The 14,366-nt window shown below is 65.7% G+C and carries 15 protein-coding genes; 14 read left to right on the top strand and 1 reads right to left on the bottom strand.

Annotated features, from left to right (window positions below):
- On the bottom strand, positions 1-503 hold a 503-nt coding region (locus ACOJTD_RS17325), incomplete at its 3' end, for an adenosine kinase (RefSeq protein WP_420134122.1).
- A gap of 379 nt (positions 504-882) precedes the next feature.
- On the opposite strand from ACOJTD_RS17325, the gene murJ reads away from it, so the two are divergent.
- From murJ to ACOJTD_RS17255, 14 genes are all read left to right on the top strand, one after another.
- Positions 883-2,439 carry a murein biosynthesis integral membrane protein MurJ gene (gene murJ / locus ACOJTD_RS17320; RefSeq protein ID WP_420134121.1) on the top strand — a complete coding sequence of 519 codons (1,557 nt, stop codon included), beginning with the start codon at positions 883-885 and terminating at the stop codon, positions 2,437-2,439.
- A gap of 75 nt (positions 2,440-2,514) precedes the next feature.
- The gene (gene trpS / locus ACOJTD_RS17315; protein WP_420134120.1) at positions 2,515-3,564 is read left to right on the top strand and encodes a tryptophan--tRNA ligase; all 1,050 of its coding nucleotides are present in this window, start codon (positions 2,515-2,517) and stop codon (positions 3,562-3,564) included.
- A 249-nt stretch (positions 3,565-3,813) separates the two neighbouring features.
- Positions 3,814-4,308 (top strand): universal stress protein, encoded by a 495-nt coding sequence (locus ACOJTD_RS17310; RefSeq protein ID WP_420134119.1) that lies wholly within the window; start codon positions 3,814-3,816, stop codon positions 4,306-4,308.
- A 192-nt stretch (positions 4,309-4,500) separates the two neighbouring features.
- On the top strand, positions 4,501-5,067 hold the full coding sequence (locus ACOJTD_RS17305; RefSeq protein WP_420134118.1) for a NifU family protein: 567 nt from the start codon (positions 4,501-4,503) through the stop codon (positions 5,065-5,067).
- A gap of 151 nt (positions 5,068-5,218) precedes the next feature.
- On the top strand, positions 5,219-5,914 hold the full coding sequence (gene tsaB / locus ACOJTD_RS17300; RefSeq protein WP_420134117.1) for a tRNA (adenosine(37)-N6)-threonylcarbamoyltransferase complex dimerization subunit type 1 TsaB: 696 nt from the start codon (positions 5,219-5,221) through the stop codon (positions 5,912-5,914).
- A gap of 39 nt (positions 5,915-5,953) precedes the next feature.
- The gene (gene rimI / locus ACOJTD_RS17295) at positions 5,954-6,439 is read left to right on the top strand and encodes a ribosomal protein S18-alanine N-acetyltransferase (protein ID WP_420134123.1); all 486 of its coding nucleotides are present in this window, start codon (positions 5,954-5,956) and stop codon (positions 6,437-6,439) included.
- Positions 6,440-6,498: 59 nt separating this feature from the next.
- Positions 6,499-6,930 (top strand): Fur family transcriptional regulator, encoded by a 432-nt coding sequence (locus ACOJTD_RS17290; protein ID WP_054163928.1) that lies wholly within the window; start codon positions 6,499-6,501, stop codon positions 6,928-6,930.
- Positions 6,931-7,181: 251 nt separating this feature from the next.
- Complete coding sequence (locus tag ACOJTD_RS17285) at positions 7,182-7,832, top strand: HAD family hydrolase (RefSeq protein WP_420134116.1); 651 nt, start codon at positions 7,182-7,184, stop codon at positions 7,830-7,832.
- 100 nt (positions 7,833-7,932) lie between these two features.
- Complete coding sequence (gene miaB / locus ACOJTD_RS17280) at positions 7,933-9,339, top strand: tRNA (N6-isopentenyl adenosine(37)-C2)-methylthiotransferase MiaB (protein ID WP_420134115.1); 1,407 nt, start codon at positions 7,933-7,935, stop codon at positions 9,337-9,339.
- 5 nt (positions 9,340-9,344) lie between these two features.
- A complete protein-coding gene (locus ACOJTD_RS17275; protein ID WP_420134114.1) occupies positions 9,345-10,400 on the top strand; it encodes a PhoH family protein in 1,056 nt (351 codons plus the stop codon).
- Positions 10,401-10,468: 68 nt separating this feature from the next.
- On the top strand, positions 10,469-10,975 hold the full coding sequence (ybeY, locus tag ACOJTD_RS17270; protein ID WP_420134113.1) for an rRNA maturation RNase YbeY: 507 nt from the start codon (positions 10,469-10,471) through the stop codon (positions 10,973-10,975).
- Position 10,976: 1 nt separating this feature from the next.
- Positions 10,977-12,107: a hemolysin family protein gene (locus ACOJTD_RS17265; protein ID WP_420134112.1), complete on the top strand. Its 1,131-nt coding sequence runs from the start codon at positions 10,977-10,979 to the stop codon at positions 12,105-12,107.
- A gap of 16 nt (positions 12,108-12,123) precedes the next feature.
- Positions 12,124-13,728, top strand: a complete 1,605-nt coding sequence (gene lnt, locus ACOJTD_RS17260; protein ID WP_420134111.1) for an apolipoprotein N-acyltransferase — start codon at positions 12,124-12,126, stop codon at positions 13,726-13,728.
- 189 nt (positions 13,729-13,917) lie between these two features.
- A complete protein-coding gene (locus ACOJTD_RS17255) occupies positions 13,918-14,337 on the top strand; it encodes a helix-turn-helix domain-containing protein (protein WP_420134110.1) in 420 nt (139 codons plus the stop codon).
- The last annotated feature ends 29 nt before the right edge of the window (positions 14,338-14,366 follow it).

Raw genomic sequence — 14,366 nt, 5'->3', positions numbered from 1 at the left:
TTGGCCTGCGGCGGATCCCACAGATAACCTTCGAGATACACGATCGCGGCCGCGGCGATCTGCGCCTCGTCGAGATCGGCCGGCACCAGATCCTGCGCGGCACCGAGATACGTGTTCATGGTGCGCTCGCCGTCCGGCGTCACCAAAATGTAGGAGCAGCCGGTTGCAGGTCCATCGGCGGCCGGCTTGGTGTCGAACGCGACGCCGGCGGCGCGGATGTCGTGGGCGTAGAGCTTGCCGATCTGGTCGTCCTTGATCTTGCCCACATAGGCGGTCTTGGCGCCGAACGAGGCCAGCCCGACGATGGTGTTGGCGGCCGAGCCGCCGGAGATTTCGGTCGCCATCCCCATGTCGGCGTAGATCGCCGCCGCCTGCGCCTGATCGATCAGCGCCATGCCGCCCTTGGCCATGCCGTGGCGGACCAGGAAGTCGTCCTCGGTGCGCACCAGCACGTCGAACAGCGCGTTGCCGATGGCGAGGACGTCGTATTTGGCTGGGGTCATCGAAATGGGTCCGTGGCGGCGAGGGAAAAATCCGCGGGTTTGCGGGACAAAACCGGTGCATCGCCGGCTGCGCGGAGGCGCGCCGACCTATCACGTTCCGCGGCGACGCGGCAAGCGCGCGAGCTTTCGAGATCGTCATGCGCGGGCTTGACCCGCCTGCGGAGCCGAAGCCCCTTCGGCGCGGCGAAGGCCCGCGCATCCATCTTCTTCGCAAGAAGCTCTTTCAAGAGGGATGGATGGTCGGGGCAAGTCCGGCCATGACGGTGGGAGGAGCGTCGCTGGCCTCGCCCGGCCCGATCTCGCCGACCGCCTTTACCAATCAACCGCTAAACCCAGCACGGCAAAGCCCTCCCGGGCCCCGATCAGGCTATAAGGCCTCATGATCCGTCCGCTGCTCACCGTCTCCGCCGGTACGCTGTCGTCCCGCTTGCTGGGATTCGTTCGCGATGCGCTGGTCGCCGCACTGCTCGGGGCCGGGGCGGTGGCGGATGCGTTTCTGCTGGCGTTTCAGCTCGTCAACGTGACGAGGCGGCTGCTGACCGAGGGCGCGCTCAATGCGGCGCTGGTCCCGGCCTGGCTGCGGGTGCGCGAGTACAATGGGCCGGTCGCGGCCGCCGCCTTCGCCGGGCGACTGCTCGGCACGGTCGCGCTGGCGACGCTGGCGCTGGCGCTGCTGGTCGGCGTGTTCATGCCGTTGCTGATCGCGCTCTTGGCGCCGGGCTTCGTCGGACATCCGGTGCTCGGCATGGCGGTCCGCGATGCGCGGCTGATGCTGCCCTATCTGGCGTTCGCCGGCCCGGTCGCGGTGATGATGGGGCTGTTCAATGCAGAAGGGAAGGTCGGGCTGACGGCGTTCTCGCCGCTACTGTTCAACGCGGCGCTGATCGCCGTCACCGCGGTGCTGCTGTTCGCCAGCGATGACGACGTCGTGGCGGCGTGGGTATTGTCCGGCACCGTCGGCATCGCCGGCCTGCTGCAACTCTCGATCCTGGTGTTCAACAGCCGCGGCGAGAAGCTCGCCACGCCGCTGCGGGTGTCGTTCGACACCGCGATGCGAGCGTTCTTCGCCAAGGCGATCCCCGGCATGATCGCCAATTCCGGGCCGCAGCTGCTGATCGTGATCGGCGCCATCGTGGCGTCGTCGACGCCATCGGCGGTGTCGTGGCTGTATTTCGCCAACCGGCTGATCGAGTTGCCGCTCGGCATCGTCAGCGTGGCGATGGGCGCCGTGCTGGTGCCGGAATTGTCGCGCGCGGTGCGCGGTGACGATCATGCGGCGCAGTCCGAGGCCGCCTCGCGCGGGCTCGAACTCGCGGTCGGAGTCGCGCTGCCGGCGACGCTCGGGCTGATCGTGCTGCGCGAGCCGATCGTCCGGCTACTGTTCGAGCACGGCGCGTTCAGCGCCGAGGATACCGCCGCGACCGCGTTGGCGCTCGGCCTGCTGGCGCTCGGTCTTCCCGCCCAGGTGCTGGCCAAAACCTGGTCGGCGGCGTTCTACGCCCGCGAGGACACAAGGACGCCGTTGATCGCCACGCTGGCGGCGCTGGCGGTGGCGATGGTTTCGGCGCTGCTGCTGGGGCGGCTGTTCGGCGCCGCCGGCGTGGCGCTGGCGGTCGCGCTCGGCGGCTGGAGCAATGCCGCCTTTTTGCTGTGGCGGGGACTGCGCCGTTTCGGCGTCACCATCGACGCCGCGGCGCGCCGGCGCATCGTGCTGATCGCAATTGCGGCGAGTGCGATGGGCGCGCTCCTGATGTTGAAGGCGCAGTTTGCGTTGCCTTGGGCGACGGCGGCCGGCACGCTCGCCCAGGCGGCCGGGCTCGCCGTCCTGATCGCCGGCGGGCTGATCGTCTATGGCGGGCTGCTGGTGCTGTTCGGCGTGGTGCGGCCGGCCGCGCTCGGAACGGCGCTGCGGCCGCCGCGCGGCTTGCGCGGCTAGCCGCCGCGTGCCAATGGACGGCGCCGCGCCGCAGCCACCGGGCGCGCGCCGACCGATCACGCGCAGGAACTGACCATGACCACACAACGGGTATTTTCCGGCATCCAGCCCACCGGAAATCTGCATCTCGGCAATTATCTCGGCGCGATCGTCAACTTCGTGAAGATGCAGGAGACGCATAATTGTCTCTACTGCGTGGTCGATCTGCACGCCATCACGGTGCCGGTGGCGGTGTGGGGCGGTCCGGACGAACTGCGCAAGAACATCCGCGAAGTCACCGCGGCGTTCATCGCGGCCGGCATCGATCCGAAGAAGCAGATCATCTTCAACCAGAGCCAGGTCGCGGAACATTCCGAACTGGCCTGGGTGCTGAACTGCATCGCGCGGCTTGGCTGGCTCAACCGCATGACCCAGTTCAAGGAAAAGGCCGGCAAGGATCGCGAGAACGTTTCGGTCGGTCTCTACGACTATCCGGTGCTGATGGCCGCTGACATTCTGGTGTATCGCGCCACGCATGTGCCGGTTGGCGAAGACCAGAAGCAGCATGTCGAACTCACGCGCGACATCGCCCAGAAGTTCAACAACGACTTTGCGGCCTCGATCGCCGCGCAGGGCTTTGGCGACGCGTACTTCCCGCTGCCCGAGCCGGTGATCACCGGCCCGGCGACGCGGGTGATGAGCCTGCGCGACGGTACCAAGAAGATGTCGAAGTCCGACCCGTCGGACTACTCGCGCATCAACCTCACCGACGATGCCGACGCCATCGCGCAGAAGATCCGCAAGGCCAAGACCGATCCGGAGCCGCTGCCGACCGAAGAGAAGGGTCTGGAGCCGCGTCCCGAGGCCGACAATCTGGTCGGGATCTACGCGGCGCTGTCGGGTAAGCCGAAAGCCGCCGTTCTCGGCGAATTCGGCGGCGCGCAGTTCTCGGCGTTCAAGTCGAGCCTGGTGGATCTCGCGGTCGAGAAGCTGTCGCCGATCGCCGGCGAGATGAAGCGGCTGTCCGCCGACCACGCCTATGTCGACAGCGTTCTCGCCGACGGCAGCGACCGCGCCCGCGCGATCGCGGCCGAGACCATGGTGGCGGTGAAGGACATCATGGGCATGGTGCGGAAGAAGGGCTGAGATTTCGGCTCGGCTGTCACGGCGTCATCCTGAGGTGCGCACGCGTAGCGTGCGCCTCGAAGGATGAGCCACGAGCGCCGGTCCGCGCAGCCGCATCCTTCGAGGCTCGCTTCGCTCGCGCCTCAGGATGACGACGCCAGGGCAAGTGGCTTAGGGGCAGGCCGGCCCGAGCCGAAGCTTGTCCTGCCCGCCGCCATCATGGCAGCATCGCAGCGTGGCGCGGGCGCTAGTGGAACTCCGGGGGCACCAATGAGCAGCCAGCGACGCAGCTACGAATCCGGCCACAAGCCGAAATGCCTGGTCATCGTCGACGATACCGCCGAATGGGATCGCGCGGTGTATTACGCCAGCCGCTGGGCGGTGCGGGCCGGTGGTGCGGTGGTGATGCTGCGCGTCATCGAAATCCTCGACCAGAATCAGCAATGGCTCGGCGTCGCCGACGTGATGCGGGCCGAGGCGATCGAGACCGCCGAACTGGCGCTCGATCGCGCGGCCGGCCGCGCCAACGGCGTCTCCGGCATCACGCCCGAGCGGGTGATCCGCGAGGGCGACACCATCGCCCAGGTCCGCGCGGTGATCGACGAGGATTCCGACATCGTCATGCTGATCCTGGCGGCCAGCGACGGGCCGGAGGGGCCGGGGCCGATCGTCACCGCGATGGTGCGCCATCTCGGCAGCTTTCCCGTTCCGGTGGTGATGGTCGCCTCCAGCCTGACCGACGACGACATCGACGCGCTGGCCTGAGCTGGCGCTAAAAGCTCAACTGTTTCAGTCGGCTTGACCCCTCCGGAACAGCCCTCGGGTTGAACCGTGCGTTCGGGGTGGCTATCTGCTAGGAATTCGAACGTGTCCGGGTGAAGCGGCGTCCGCCTCGCCGATGACCCGATCCAGCCTTTCCCACGTGCCGGCCTTGAACCGGCGACGACGGAGACTTCCATGTTCATCCAGACCGAACCGACGCCCAATCCCGCGACCCTGAAGTTCATCCCGGGCCGCACCGTGCTCGACAGCGGCACGATGGAATTCACCGATCGCAGCCAGGCGGCGCGCTCGCCGCTGGACGAGCGGCTGTTCGGCGTCGAGGGTGTCAGCGGCGTGTTCTACGGCAGCGACTTCGTCACCGTCACCAAGGACGGCGGCGACTGGCAGCATCTCAAGCCGGCGATCCTCGGCGCCATCATGGAGCACTACATGTCGGGCGCCCCGATCCTGGCCGATGGCCAGTCGGATGGCGACGCGGGCGAGGATGACGAGTTCTTCGCCGAGGACGATGCCGAGACGGTCGAGATCATCAAGGATCTGATCGAAACCCGGGTCCGCCCAGCGGTCGCCAATGACGGCGGCGACATCACCTTCCGCGGCTTCAAGGACGGCATCGTCTATCTGGCCATGAAGGGCGCCTGCTCGGGCTGCCCGTCCTCGACTGCGACCCTGCAGCACGGCATCCAGAACCTGCTGAAGCACTTCGTACCCGAAGTGACCGAGGTTCGCCCGGTTAGCTGACAGCCAGCTTCCCGCAGGTTTTCCGCCTAAAGGCAAATGCATGGTGCGCCGCTCCATGCATCGTCGGCTTGCGGCCGGCTGTCAGCGATTCTTGTCGATCGTGTCCGGCAGGCACATGACGTGCACGTCGCAAAGCTGATATGCTGAGCGAATGTTGATCCTCGCTATCGATACGGCGCTCGAAGCCTGCTCGGCCGCGGTTCTGGATACCGACGCCAACCGGCTGCTCGCATCCGAATCCGAGCCGATGCAGCGCGGCCATGCGGAGGCGCTGGTGCCGATGCTCGGCCGCGTCATGCAGGCGTCGGGAATCGGCTTCGCTGATCTCGACCGCATCGCTGTCACCACCGGGCCTGGTAGTTTCACCGGGCTGCGTGTCGGCCTGTCGGCGGCGCGCGGCATCGCACTGGCGGCCGACAAACCGGTGGTGGGATTGACCACGCTTTCCGCCTATGCGGCGCCGCTGGTAAGCGAGCGCGACGACACGCCGATCCTGTCGGCGATCGATGCGCGGCATGATCACGTCTACTACCAACTCGTCAGCGGCAATGGTACGCGCCTGGTCCGGCCGCGCGTCGGGCCGATTGCCGAAGCGCTGGAAGCTGCTCGCCAGGGGGCGCCGCGGCTGGTGGGCAACGCGGCGCATCTGCTCGCCGCGCGCTGGCCGGCGCTGACGCCGCCGGCGCCGCTGATCGATCAGCAGCCTGCGCCGGATATTTTCTGGGTCGCCTGGCTCGGTGCGGCGGCGAACCCGGTGGCCGCGCCGGCGCGGCCGTTCTATCTGCGGGCGCCCGACGCCAAGCCCCAGACCGACGCACTGGCGCGCGCCGCGCAGCCTGCCGCCTGACGCGGCGCCGATGTTGATTCCGACGATGATGACTTCATGATGATGACTTGGCTCGCCGAATTCTGGGGCTACGCCGACGCGGTGGTCGAGCCTGCAACGCTGCGCGATGCCGGTAAGCTGGCGCAACTGCACGGCGCGTCGTTTCACAGCGGCTGGAGCGAAGAGGAATTCGCCGACCTTTTGAGCCAGCGCAATACCTTGATCCACCGCTTGCGTATGGGTCGTAAGATCATTGGTTTCATCGCGTCCCGATTCGGAGCGGACGAAGCCGAGATCCTGTCGATCGCGGTGGCTTCCGGCTACCGCGGACGCGGACTGTCGCGAGAGTTGTTACTGACGCATCTCGGCCACCTCGCCGGCCGTGGTGTCGCCAAAGTCTTTCTTGAAGTCGAGGAGAACAATCAGCCGGCGCGTCGTCTGTATCAGCGTGCTGGTTTCACCATCGTCGGTCGCCGCGAGCGCTACTATCGGCAGCCGGATGGAGAACAATTGAACGCATTGATAATGCGTCGCGACTTGTCCTAATTTCCGCGCGGTGGCACAAACCCCATCGCTGAGCCCATTCAAACACTGCGTTGACGCCGATGTCCGATGTGAAGGCCACTGAAATCGAAGCCCGCTGCGCTGCCACCGGTATGCGCATGACGGAACAGCGTCGCGTGATTGCGCGGGTTCTTGCCGAGTCTGTCGATCACCCCGACGTCGAAGAACTCTACACCCGCTGCGTTGCGGTCGACGACAAGATCTCGATCTCCACCGTGTACCGCACGGTGAAGCTGTTCGAGGACGCGGGGATCATCGAGCGGCACGACTTCCGTGAAGGCCGTGCCCGCTACGAGCAGATGCGCGACAGCCATCATGATCACCTGATCAATCTGCGCGACGGCAAGGTGATCGAATTCACCAACGAAGAGATCGAGAAGCTGCAGGCCGAGATCGCCCGCAAGCTCGGCTACAAGCTGGTCGATCACCGCCTCGAGCTGTATTGCGTCCCGCTCGACGACGACAAGGCCTGAGCCGAGCAGGGCGCGCGACGCGTTGTCACCGCCGCCCTAAGTCGGCTAATTTACCTCTCGTCTCGTCAGGGCCGGGCTTGTCCCGGCCATCCACGTTTTCGGCGTGGGTTTGTGAGCAAGACGGAGATGCCTGGGGCCGGCCCGGGCATGACGGGTGGTGAAACAGTGGCTCAAATCCAGAAGCCGATTTTCGGAGCGGCGTTGACCCGTCGCTTAGTTCGATCCCAGCATCATGTGAGCGGCGCGTCCGCATGACCTGCGATCTGGTGATCTTCGACTGCGACGGCGTGCTGGTCGACAGCGAAGTGATTTCCTGCCGGGTGCATGCCGAGACGCTGACGCGGCACGGCTATCCGATCACTACCGAACAGGTTGCCGAGCGCTTCCTCGGCCGCTCCGGCCGCGAAGCGCGGCGCGAGATCGAGGCCGAACTCGGTCGTGCGTTCGACGACGATCTCGAAGCGCAGCTCGTCGCCGACGTGCTGCGCAGCTTTGCCGAGGATTTGGCGCCGATCCCGTTCATCGGCGAGGCGCTCGACGCGATCGCGCAGCCGGTCTGCGTCGCCTCCAGCGGCACGCTGGAGCGCATCGGCTTCGCGCTGACCCGCACGGGGCTTCATGCCCGGTTCGCGCCCTATCTGTTCTCCGCCGAGCAAGTCCAGAACGGCAAGCCGGCGCCCGATTTGTTTCTGTATGCGGCGGAGCGGATGGGGGTTGCGCCGGAGCGCTGCGTCGTCGTCGAGGACAGCGTCCCGGGGATCACCGGCGCCCGGGCGGCCGGGATGCGGGTGCTGGGTTTTGTCGGCGGCAGCCACTGCGTGCCCGGTATGGCCGAAAAACTGCGCGCCGCCGGTGCCGCCACGACCTTCGCGGACATGCGTCAACTTCCTGAAACTATTTGAGAAAAGACCCCCGCTGGACTCGACCAAGCGGGCGCCGGCTGGATTTCGCCCGGTTTCGCCTGTAAGGCAGGGCAGCTTTCCCTCTCACACCACGAATGTCATGGCCCCGCCGCGCAAGCTGCACATCAAGTCATATGGCTGTCAGATGAATGTCTACGATGCCCAGCGCATGGTGGACGTGCTGACGCCTGAAGGCTTCGTCGAGACAGCGAGTGTGGACGACGCCGATTTGGTGATCCTCAACACCTGCCACATTCGCGAGAAGGCTTCGGAAAAGGTCTATTCCGAACTCGGGCGGCTGCGGCTGGCGCGCGACGCGGCGGCGCAGGCCGGCCGTACCATGCAGATCGCTGTCGCGGGCTGCGTCGCACAGGCGGAGGGGGAGGAGATCGTCCGCCGCGCCCCGGTGGTCGACGTCGTGGTCGGGCCGCAGAGCTATCACCATCTGCCGCAGCTGCTGGCCCGCGCGAACGCGCAGGGCCGCGCGCTCGAGACCGAGTTTCCGGTCGAGGACAAGTTCGGCTTCCTGCCGCAGCCGGCGCCCGCCACGATTCGCGCCCGCGGCATCTCGGCCTTCGTCACCGTGCAGGAAGGCTGCGACAAGTTTTGCACCTTCTGCGTGGTGCCCTATACGCGCGGCGCCGAGGTGTCGCGGCCGGTGGCGGCGATCCTGGCCGATGTCGAGCGGCTCGCCGACAACGGCGTTCGCGAGATCACGCTGATCGGCCAGAACGTCAACGCCTATCATGGCGACGGCCCGGACGGCCGCGCTTGGACGCTCGGCCGGCTGCTGCAGCGGCTCGCCGCGGTGCCCGGCATCGTCCGGCTGCGCTATTCCACCAGTCATCCGAACGACGTCGACGACGATCTGATCGCCGCGCATCGCGATCTCGCGGCGCTGATGCCTTTCGTGCATCTGCCGGTGCAGTCCGGGTCCGACCGGATCCTCGCGGCGATGAACCGCAAGCACTCGGCGGCGGATTATCGACGCGTGATCGACCGGTTCCGGGCGGTGCAGCCGCAGATCGCGTTCTCGTCGGATTTTATCGTGGGGTTCCCGGGCGAGAGCGATGTGGATTTCGCCGCGACTCTCGCGCTGGTCACACAAATCGGGTACGCTGGCGCCTATTCGTTCAAGTATTCGCCGCGGCCCGGCACGCCCGCGGCGGACATGCAGGAGATGGTGCCCGCAGCGGTGTTGGACGAGCGTTTGGAGCGGCTCCAGCAATTGATCGACGCTCAGCAGTCGGCCTTCAACAAGGCGGCGATCGGCCAGACCGTGGACGTGCTGTTCGAGCGCGCCGGCCGCAAGCCCGGCCAGATCGTCGGCCGCACCGCTTATCTGCAGCCGGCCCATGTGTTTCCCCCGCCCGGCATGGAGTCCGACGCGCTCGTCGGACAGGTGCTGCCGGTCCGGATCGATAGTCTCGAGCGCTACAGCCTGCTCGGCGAACTGGCGGCCACGCCGCCGCAGCATGCTCGTCCTCTGGCCGCCACTGGAGCCTGAGCCCCTTGGCAAAAAGCGTATCGGATTCGTCCTCGCTGATTTCCCGCCGCAAGCTCGATCGCGAACCTTTGTCCCCACCCGAGACCCAAGTCGTCGTCGCCTTCGACGACAATCGCGCCGCTTCCGCGCTGGTCGGCCCCTATGGGCAGAACCTCGCCCGGATCGAGCGCCGGCTCGCCGTCGAGGTCGACTCGCGGGGCAACCACATCACCATCTCGGGCTCGCGCGAAGGCTGCGACTCGGCGCGGCGCGTGCTCGAGGCGTTGTATGCGCAGGCGATGTCCGGTGGTGATCTCAGCCAGGGCGATGTGGACGGTGCAATCCGCGCGGTGATCGCGCAGGGCTCACTATTCGAGTTCGACAGCAAGCCAGCCTCGGGCGCGTTCGAGGCGGTCAATCTGCGCAAGCGCCTGGTGCGGGCGCGCACAGCCGCGCAGGACTCCTACATCCGTGCGCTGAAGCGCCATGAACTGGTGTTCGGCATCGGCCCGGCCGGTACCGGCAAGACCTGGCTCGCGGTCGCGCACGCTGCGCAGCTGTTCGAGCGCAAGGAAGTCGACAAGATCATCCTGACCCGCCCCGCCGTTGAAGCCGGCGAGCGGCTCGGCTTCCTGCCGGGCGATCTGCGCGAAAAGGTCGATCCGTATTTGCGACCGATCTACGACGCGCTGTACGACCTGATGGATGCGCGGATCGTCGAGCGGGCGATGCAGTCGGGCGAGATCGAGATCGCGCCGCTGGCGTTCATGCGCGGCCGCACGCTGACCAACGCGGCGATCATTCTGGATGAGGCGCAGAACACCACCTCGATGCAGATGAAAATGTTTCTCACTCGCCTTGGTGAGAACTCGCGGATGATCGTCACCGGGGATCCCAGCCAGGTCGATTTGCCCAACGGTGCCACTTCGGGCCTGTCCGAAGCGGTGAAGTTGTTGTCCGGCGTCGAGGGCATTGCCCAGGTGAATTTCACTGCCGAGGACGTCATTCGTCACGAACTGGTGGCGCGCATCGTCGCCGCCTATGAGGGAGCCCCGCCGAAGCCGGCGCGCGGCGAAAACTGATGTCACAATCCGAGACCGGGAGCCGTGCCGATTGCGTCGGGACGGCTCCAAGCGATATTTTGACCCCAATGAGTAGTTCCACCGTCCCTGCGACCGAAGTCGTGATCGCCGCCGAATGCTGGCAGGCCGAAGCCGCCGCCGAGGCCGTCGTGCTGCGCGCGATCGAAGCCGCGGCCCAGGCCGTCGATGAAGACACCGGCGGCGCCGAACTCGCCGTGATGCTGACCGACGACGACGGCATCCAGGCGCTCAACGCGTCCTATCGCGGCTTCGACAAGCCCACCAACGTGCTGTCGTTTCCGGCCCCGGAGGCGGACTATCAGGACGACGACGGCGCGCCGCGGCTGCTCGGTGATATCGCGATCGCGTACCAGACCGTCCGCCGCGAAGCCGACGACGAGGGCAAGCCGTTCGATCATCACCTCAGCCATCTGGCGGTTCACGGCTTCCTGCATCTGGTCGGCTACGATCACGAGACCGACGCCGAGGCCGAGACGATGGAAAGCGCCGAGCGCCGCATTCTCGCAGGACTCGGCATTCCGGATCCCTATGCTGACCAGGATCGGATGAGCTGACATGCCGGACGGCGACAGTACGCGGACCAACGCGCAGCTATCGGAGCAAGACTTAGCACGCGGGCAGCAATTGCCTACGGTGGTGCACCAGGGCGAAGTGTTGCGGCCGACCGGTGCCGCCTGGCTGATCCGGGCGATCCGTTCGCTGTTCGGCTGGAAGCCCGGCTCGGTCCGCGACGATCTGCAGGTCGTGCTCGATACCAGCCCGCCCGACGACACCGGGTTCTCGACGCTCGAGCGCACCATGCTGCGCAACATCCTCGGGCTGCACGAGCGCCGCATCGCCGACGTCATGGTCCATCGCGCCGATATCGTCGCGATCAAGCAGGACATTCCGCTCGGCGAACTGATGAGCCTGTTTCAGGGTGCGGCGCACTCGCGTCTCGTCGTCTACAACGAGACGCTCGACGATCCGGTCGGGCTCGTTCACATCCGCGACCTCGTCGCATTCATGACGGCGAGCGCCAAGGTCAAGCCGGACGTGGTCGCCAAGCGCAAGAAGCCGCTGCCCGCCGGTCTCGATCTCAAGGCGATCGATCTGAAGATGCCGCTGACCGAAACCGGCATCATCCGCAAGCTGCTCTACGTGCCGCCGTCGATGCGGGCGATCGACCTGCTGGCGCAGATGCAAGCGGCGCGCACGCATCTGGCGCTGGTGGTCGATGAATATGGCGGCACCGATGGCCTGGTGTCGATCGAGGACATCGTCGAGCAGATCGTCGGCGAGATCGACGACGAGCACGACAGTGCGGTGCCGCCCTCGATCGTCAAGCAGGCCGATGGCTCGTACATCGCCGACGCCCGCACCAGCCTGGAAGACGCCCGCGCCATGATCGGCGACAGCTTCGTGCCCGGCGAGGCCGGCGAGGATGTCGAGACTCTCGGCGGCTACCTGGTCAATCATGTCGGCCGACTGCCGGTGCGTGGCGAAGTGATTTCCGGTCCGGGCAATTACGAGATCGAAGTGCTCGACGCCGATCCGCGCCGCGTCAAGCGGCTGCGTATCGGCATCCGCAAGGAGCGCCCCGCGCCGCGGCCGCGCGAAACGCGGCGCCGTGGCGCGGCGTCCGATACGCCAGCTCCGCCGACGTCCGACTCCACCAACCCGAATGCTTCGCCATCCGGCGAATGAGCGAGCACATCCCCATATGCCAAAGCTGCTGAGCCGGGCCGCCTCCAGCGTCATCCTCGCATGGGGGTGGAAGCGCGCAGCAATCGCAGTCCTGGCCGGTGCGCTGTCGTCATTGGCGATGGAGCCGTTCAACGCCTGGCCGATCCTGTTCATCACCTTTCCGGTGGCGGTGTGGCTGATCGACGGTGCGGGCGCCGGCAAGCGGCGCGGCGTCCCGGCCGCGATGATGGCCGGCTGGTGGTTCGGCTTCGGTTATTTCGTCCCGGGCCTGTACTGGATCGGCTACGCCTTCCTGGTCGACGCCGACACCTTCGCGTGGCTGCTGCCTTTCGCGATCTGCGGCCTGCCCGCCTATCTGGCGCTGTTCACCGCGCTCAGCTTCGGATTGGCGCGGCTGCTGTGGGATCGCGGGGCGCTGCGCATTCTGTCGCTCGCCGGCGCGCTCACCATTGCGGAGTGGCTGCGCGGTCATATCCTCACCGGGTTCCCTTGGAACGCGTTCGGCTATGCACTGACCGAGCCGCTGGCGCTGGCGCAGACTCTGTCGCTGATCGGCATCTGGGGAATGACTTTCATTGCGGTCGCGGTGGTCGCCAGTCCGGCCGTGCTGTTCGACGATATCGCCGATACGCGGCGGCGCTGGGTCGCTCCGACTGCTGCGCTCGGTGTGCTGATCGCCATGGCGGTGTTTGGCATCATCAGGCTGCAACTCACTCCCACGCGGCTTGTCGAGAATGTCCGGCTGCGGATCATGCAGCCCAACCTGCAACAGGATCAGCGCTTCAACTACGCCGCCAAAGCCGAGGTGATGCAGAAATACCTCACTTTGTCGGACCGCTCGACCGGCCCGAACGCCACTGGTGTACGCGACGCCTCACTGCTGATTTGGCCGGAGTCGGCGTTTCCGTTCTTCCTGGCGCGCGAGCCCGATGCGCTGGCGCAGATTGCCGAACTGTTGCCCAAAGGCACCATTCTGCTGACCGGCGCGGTCCGGCCGCCCGAGATGCCGCCGGGCCGCAGGATCACGCGCGCTTACAATTCGATCTATTCTATCGATCACGACGGCACGTTGCTGTCAGTCTACGATAAGTTGCATCTGGTACCATTCGGCGAATATCTGCCGTACCAGGACATGATGGAGAAGATCGGCTTCGTGCAGCTCACCAAGGTGCAGGGTGGCTTTCTCACCGGCACCACGCGTCACAATATGGAGCTGCCGAACGCACCTCCGCTGCTGCCGCTGATTTGTTACGAGGCGATCTTTCCTGATGAGATCAACATCCGCGGCACGCGTCCGGGATGGATGCTCAATCTCACCAATGACGGCTGGTTCGGTAATTCGACCGGTCCCTATCAGCATCTGCAGCAGGCGCGGATGCGCGCGGTCGAGCAGGGCTTGCCGTTGGTGCGCGCAGCAAACACGGGCATTTCTGCAGTCATCGATCCGGTCGGACGAATCGTCGGACGACTCGGACTCGGCGTCGAAGGTGTGCTCGACGCGACACTGCCGGCGAAGATTCCGCCGACGATCTATGCGCGCGTCGGCGAGCTTCCGGCGGCCGTTCTGGTTGCACTTTCGATGATGCTTGTACTATTACGCAGACGAACACCAACTAGGTGATAGTACGCAACGCGACGGCGCAACCAGAGATTAAGTTAGAGAAAATCCGCACGTCTATTATTGCATTTCTCTATCGGTGTATATTAACGCCGGCACCTCAAGACATTTGACGTCTCCAATATTTCAGGCGTATTCCAATCCGCATTCGCCTTCCATTTGCGTATGCACATGCCTTGAGGAGTAACTGAGATGTCGACCAAAGCGCCCAATCCTGTTGACAAGTATGTCGGCAGCCGTGTGCGCATGCGGCGCATCATGCTCGGGATGAGCCAAGAAAAGCTCGGCGAAGCACTAGGACTGACCTTCCAGCAAGTTCAGAAATACGAGAAGGGCACCAATCGCGTCGGTGCCAGCCGCATTCAGCAGATCTCGGAAGTGCTGCAGGTGCCGGTGTCTTTTCTGTTCGAGGGTGGCCCGAGCGGCGGTCTTGCCAATGGCAATGGCTTCAGCGAAGCGCCGTCCCCGTCTTATGTGTCGGACTTTCTTGCAACATCTGAGGGCCTGGCGCTGACTCGCGCATTCACCAAGATCACCGATGCCAAGCTTCGGCGCAGCATTGTCGATGTGGTCGAACAGATCGCTGCACGCGAACCGAACGAACCTCGCTGAGTTCGTCGCTTCGCCCACGCCGCGGCCCG

Origin of the sequence: Rhodopseudomonas sp., assembly GCF_048594845.1 — a bacterium.
GTDB lineage: Bacteria > Pseudomonadota > Alphaproteobacteria > Rhizobiales > Xanthobacteraceae > Rhodopseudomonas.
The sequence above is the reverse complement of the archived record's forward strand: the minus strand, read 5'-3'. Positions and strand labels throughout refer to the sequence as shown.

Coding starts and splice junctions, on each gene's coding strand:
- murJ (WP_420134121.1), top strand. CDS start 883: ATGATCCGTCCGCTGCTCACCGTCTCCGCCGGTACGCTGTCGTCCCGC.
- trpS (WP_420134120.1), top strand. CDS start 2,515: ATGACCACACAACGGGTATTTTCCGGCATCCAGCCCACCGGAAATCTG.
- ACOJTD_RS17310 (WP_420134119.1), top strand. CDS start 3,814: ATGAGCAGCCAGCGACGCAGCTACGAATCCGGCCACAAGCCGAAATGC.
- ACOJTD_RS17305 (WP_420134118.1), top strand. CDS start 4,501: ATGTTCATCCAGACCGAACCGACGCCCAATCCCGCGACCCTGAAGTTC.
- tsaB (WP_420134117.1), top strand. CDS start 5,219: ATGTTGATCCTCGCTATCGATACGGCGCTCGAAGCCTGCTCGGCCGCG.
- rimI (WP_420134123.1), top strand. CDS start 5,954: ATGATGACTTGGCTCGCCGAATTCTGGGGCTACGCCGACGCGGTGGTC.
- ACOJTD_RS17290 (WP_054163928.1), top strand. CDS start 6,499: ATGTCCGATGTGAAGGCCACTGAAATCGAAGCCCGCTGCGCTGCCACC.
- ACOJTD_RS17285 (WP_420134116.1), top strand. CDS start 7,182: ATGACCTGCGATCTGGTGATCTTCGACTGCGACGGCGTGCTGGTCGAC.
- miaB (WP_420134115.1), top strand. CDS start 7,933: ATGGCCCCGCCGCGCAAGCTGCACATCAAGTCATATGGCTGTCAGATG.
- ybeY (WP_420134113.1), top strand. CDS start 10,469: ATGAGTAGTTCCACCGTCCCTGCGACCGAAGTCGTGATCGCCGCCGAA.
- ACOJTD_RS17265 (WP_420134112.1), top strand. CDS start 10,977: ATGCCGGACGGCGACAGTACGCGGACCAACGCGCAGCTATCGGAGCAA.
- lnt (WP_420134111.1), top strand. CDS start 12,124: ATGCCAAAGCTGCTGAGCCGGGCCGCCTCCAGCGTCATCCTCGCATGG.
- ACOJTD_RS17255 (WP_420134110.1), top strand. CDS start 13,918: ATGTCGACCAAAGCGCCCAATCCTGTTGACAAGTATGTCGGCAGCCGT.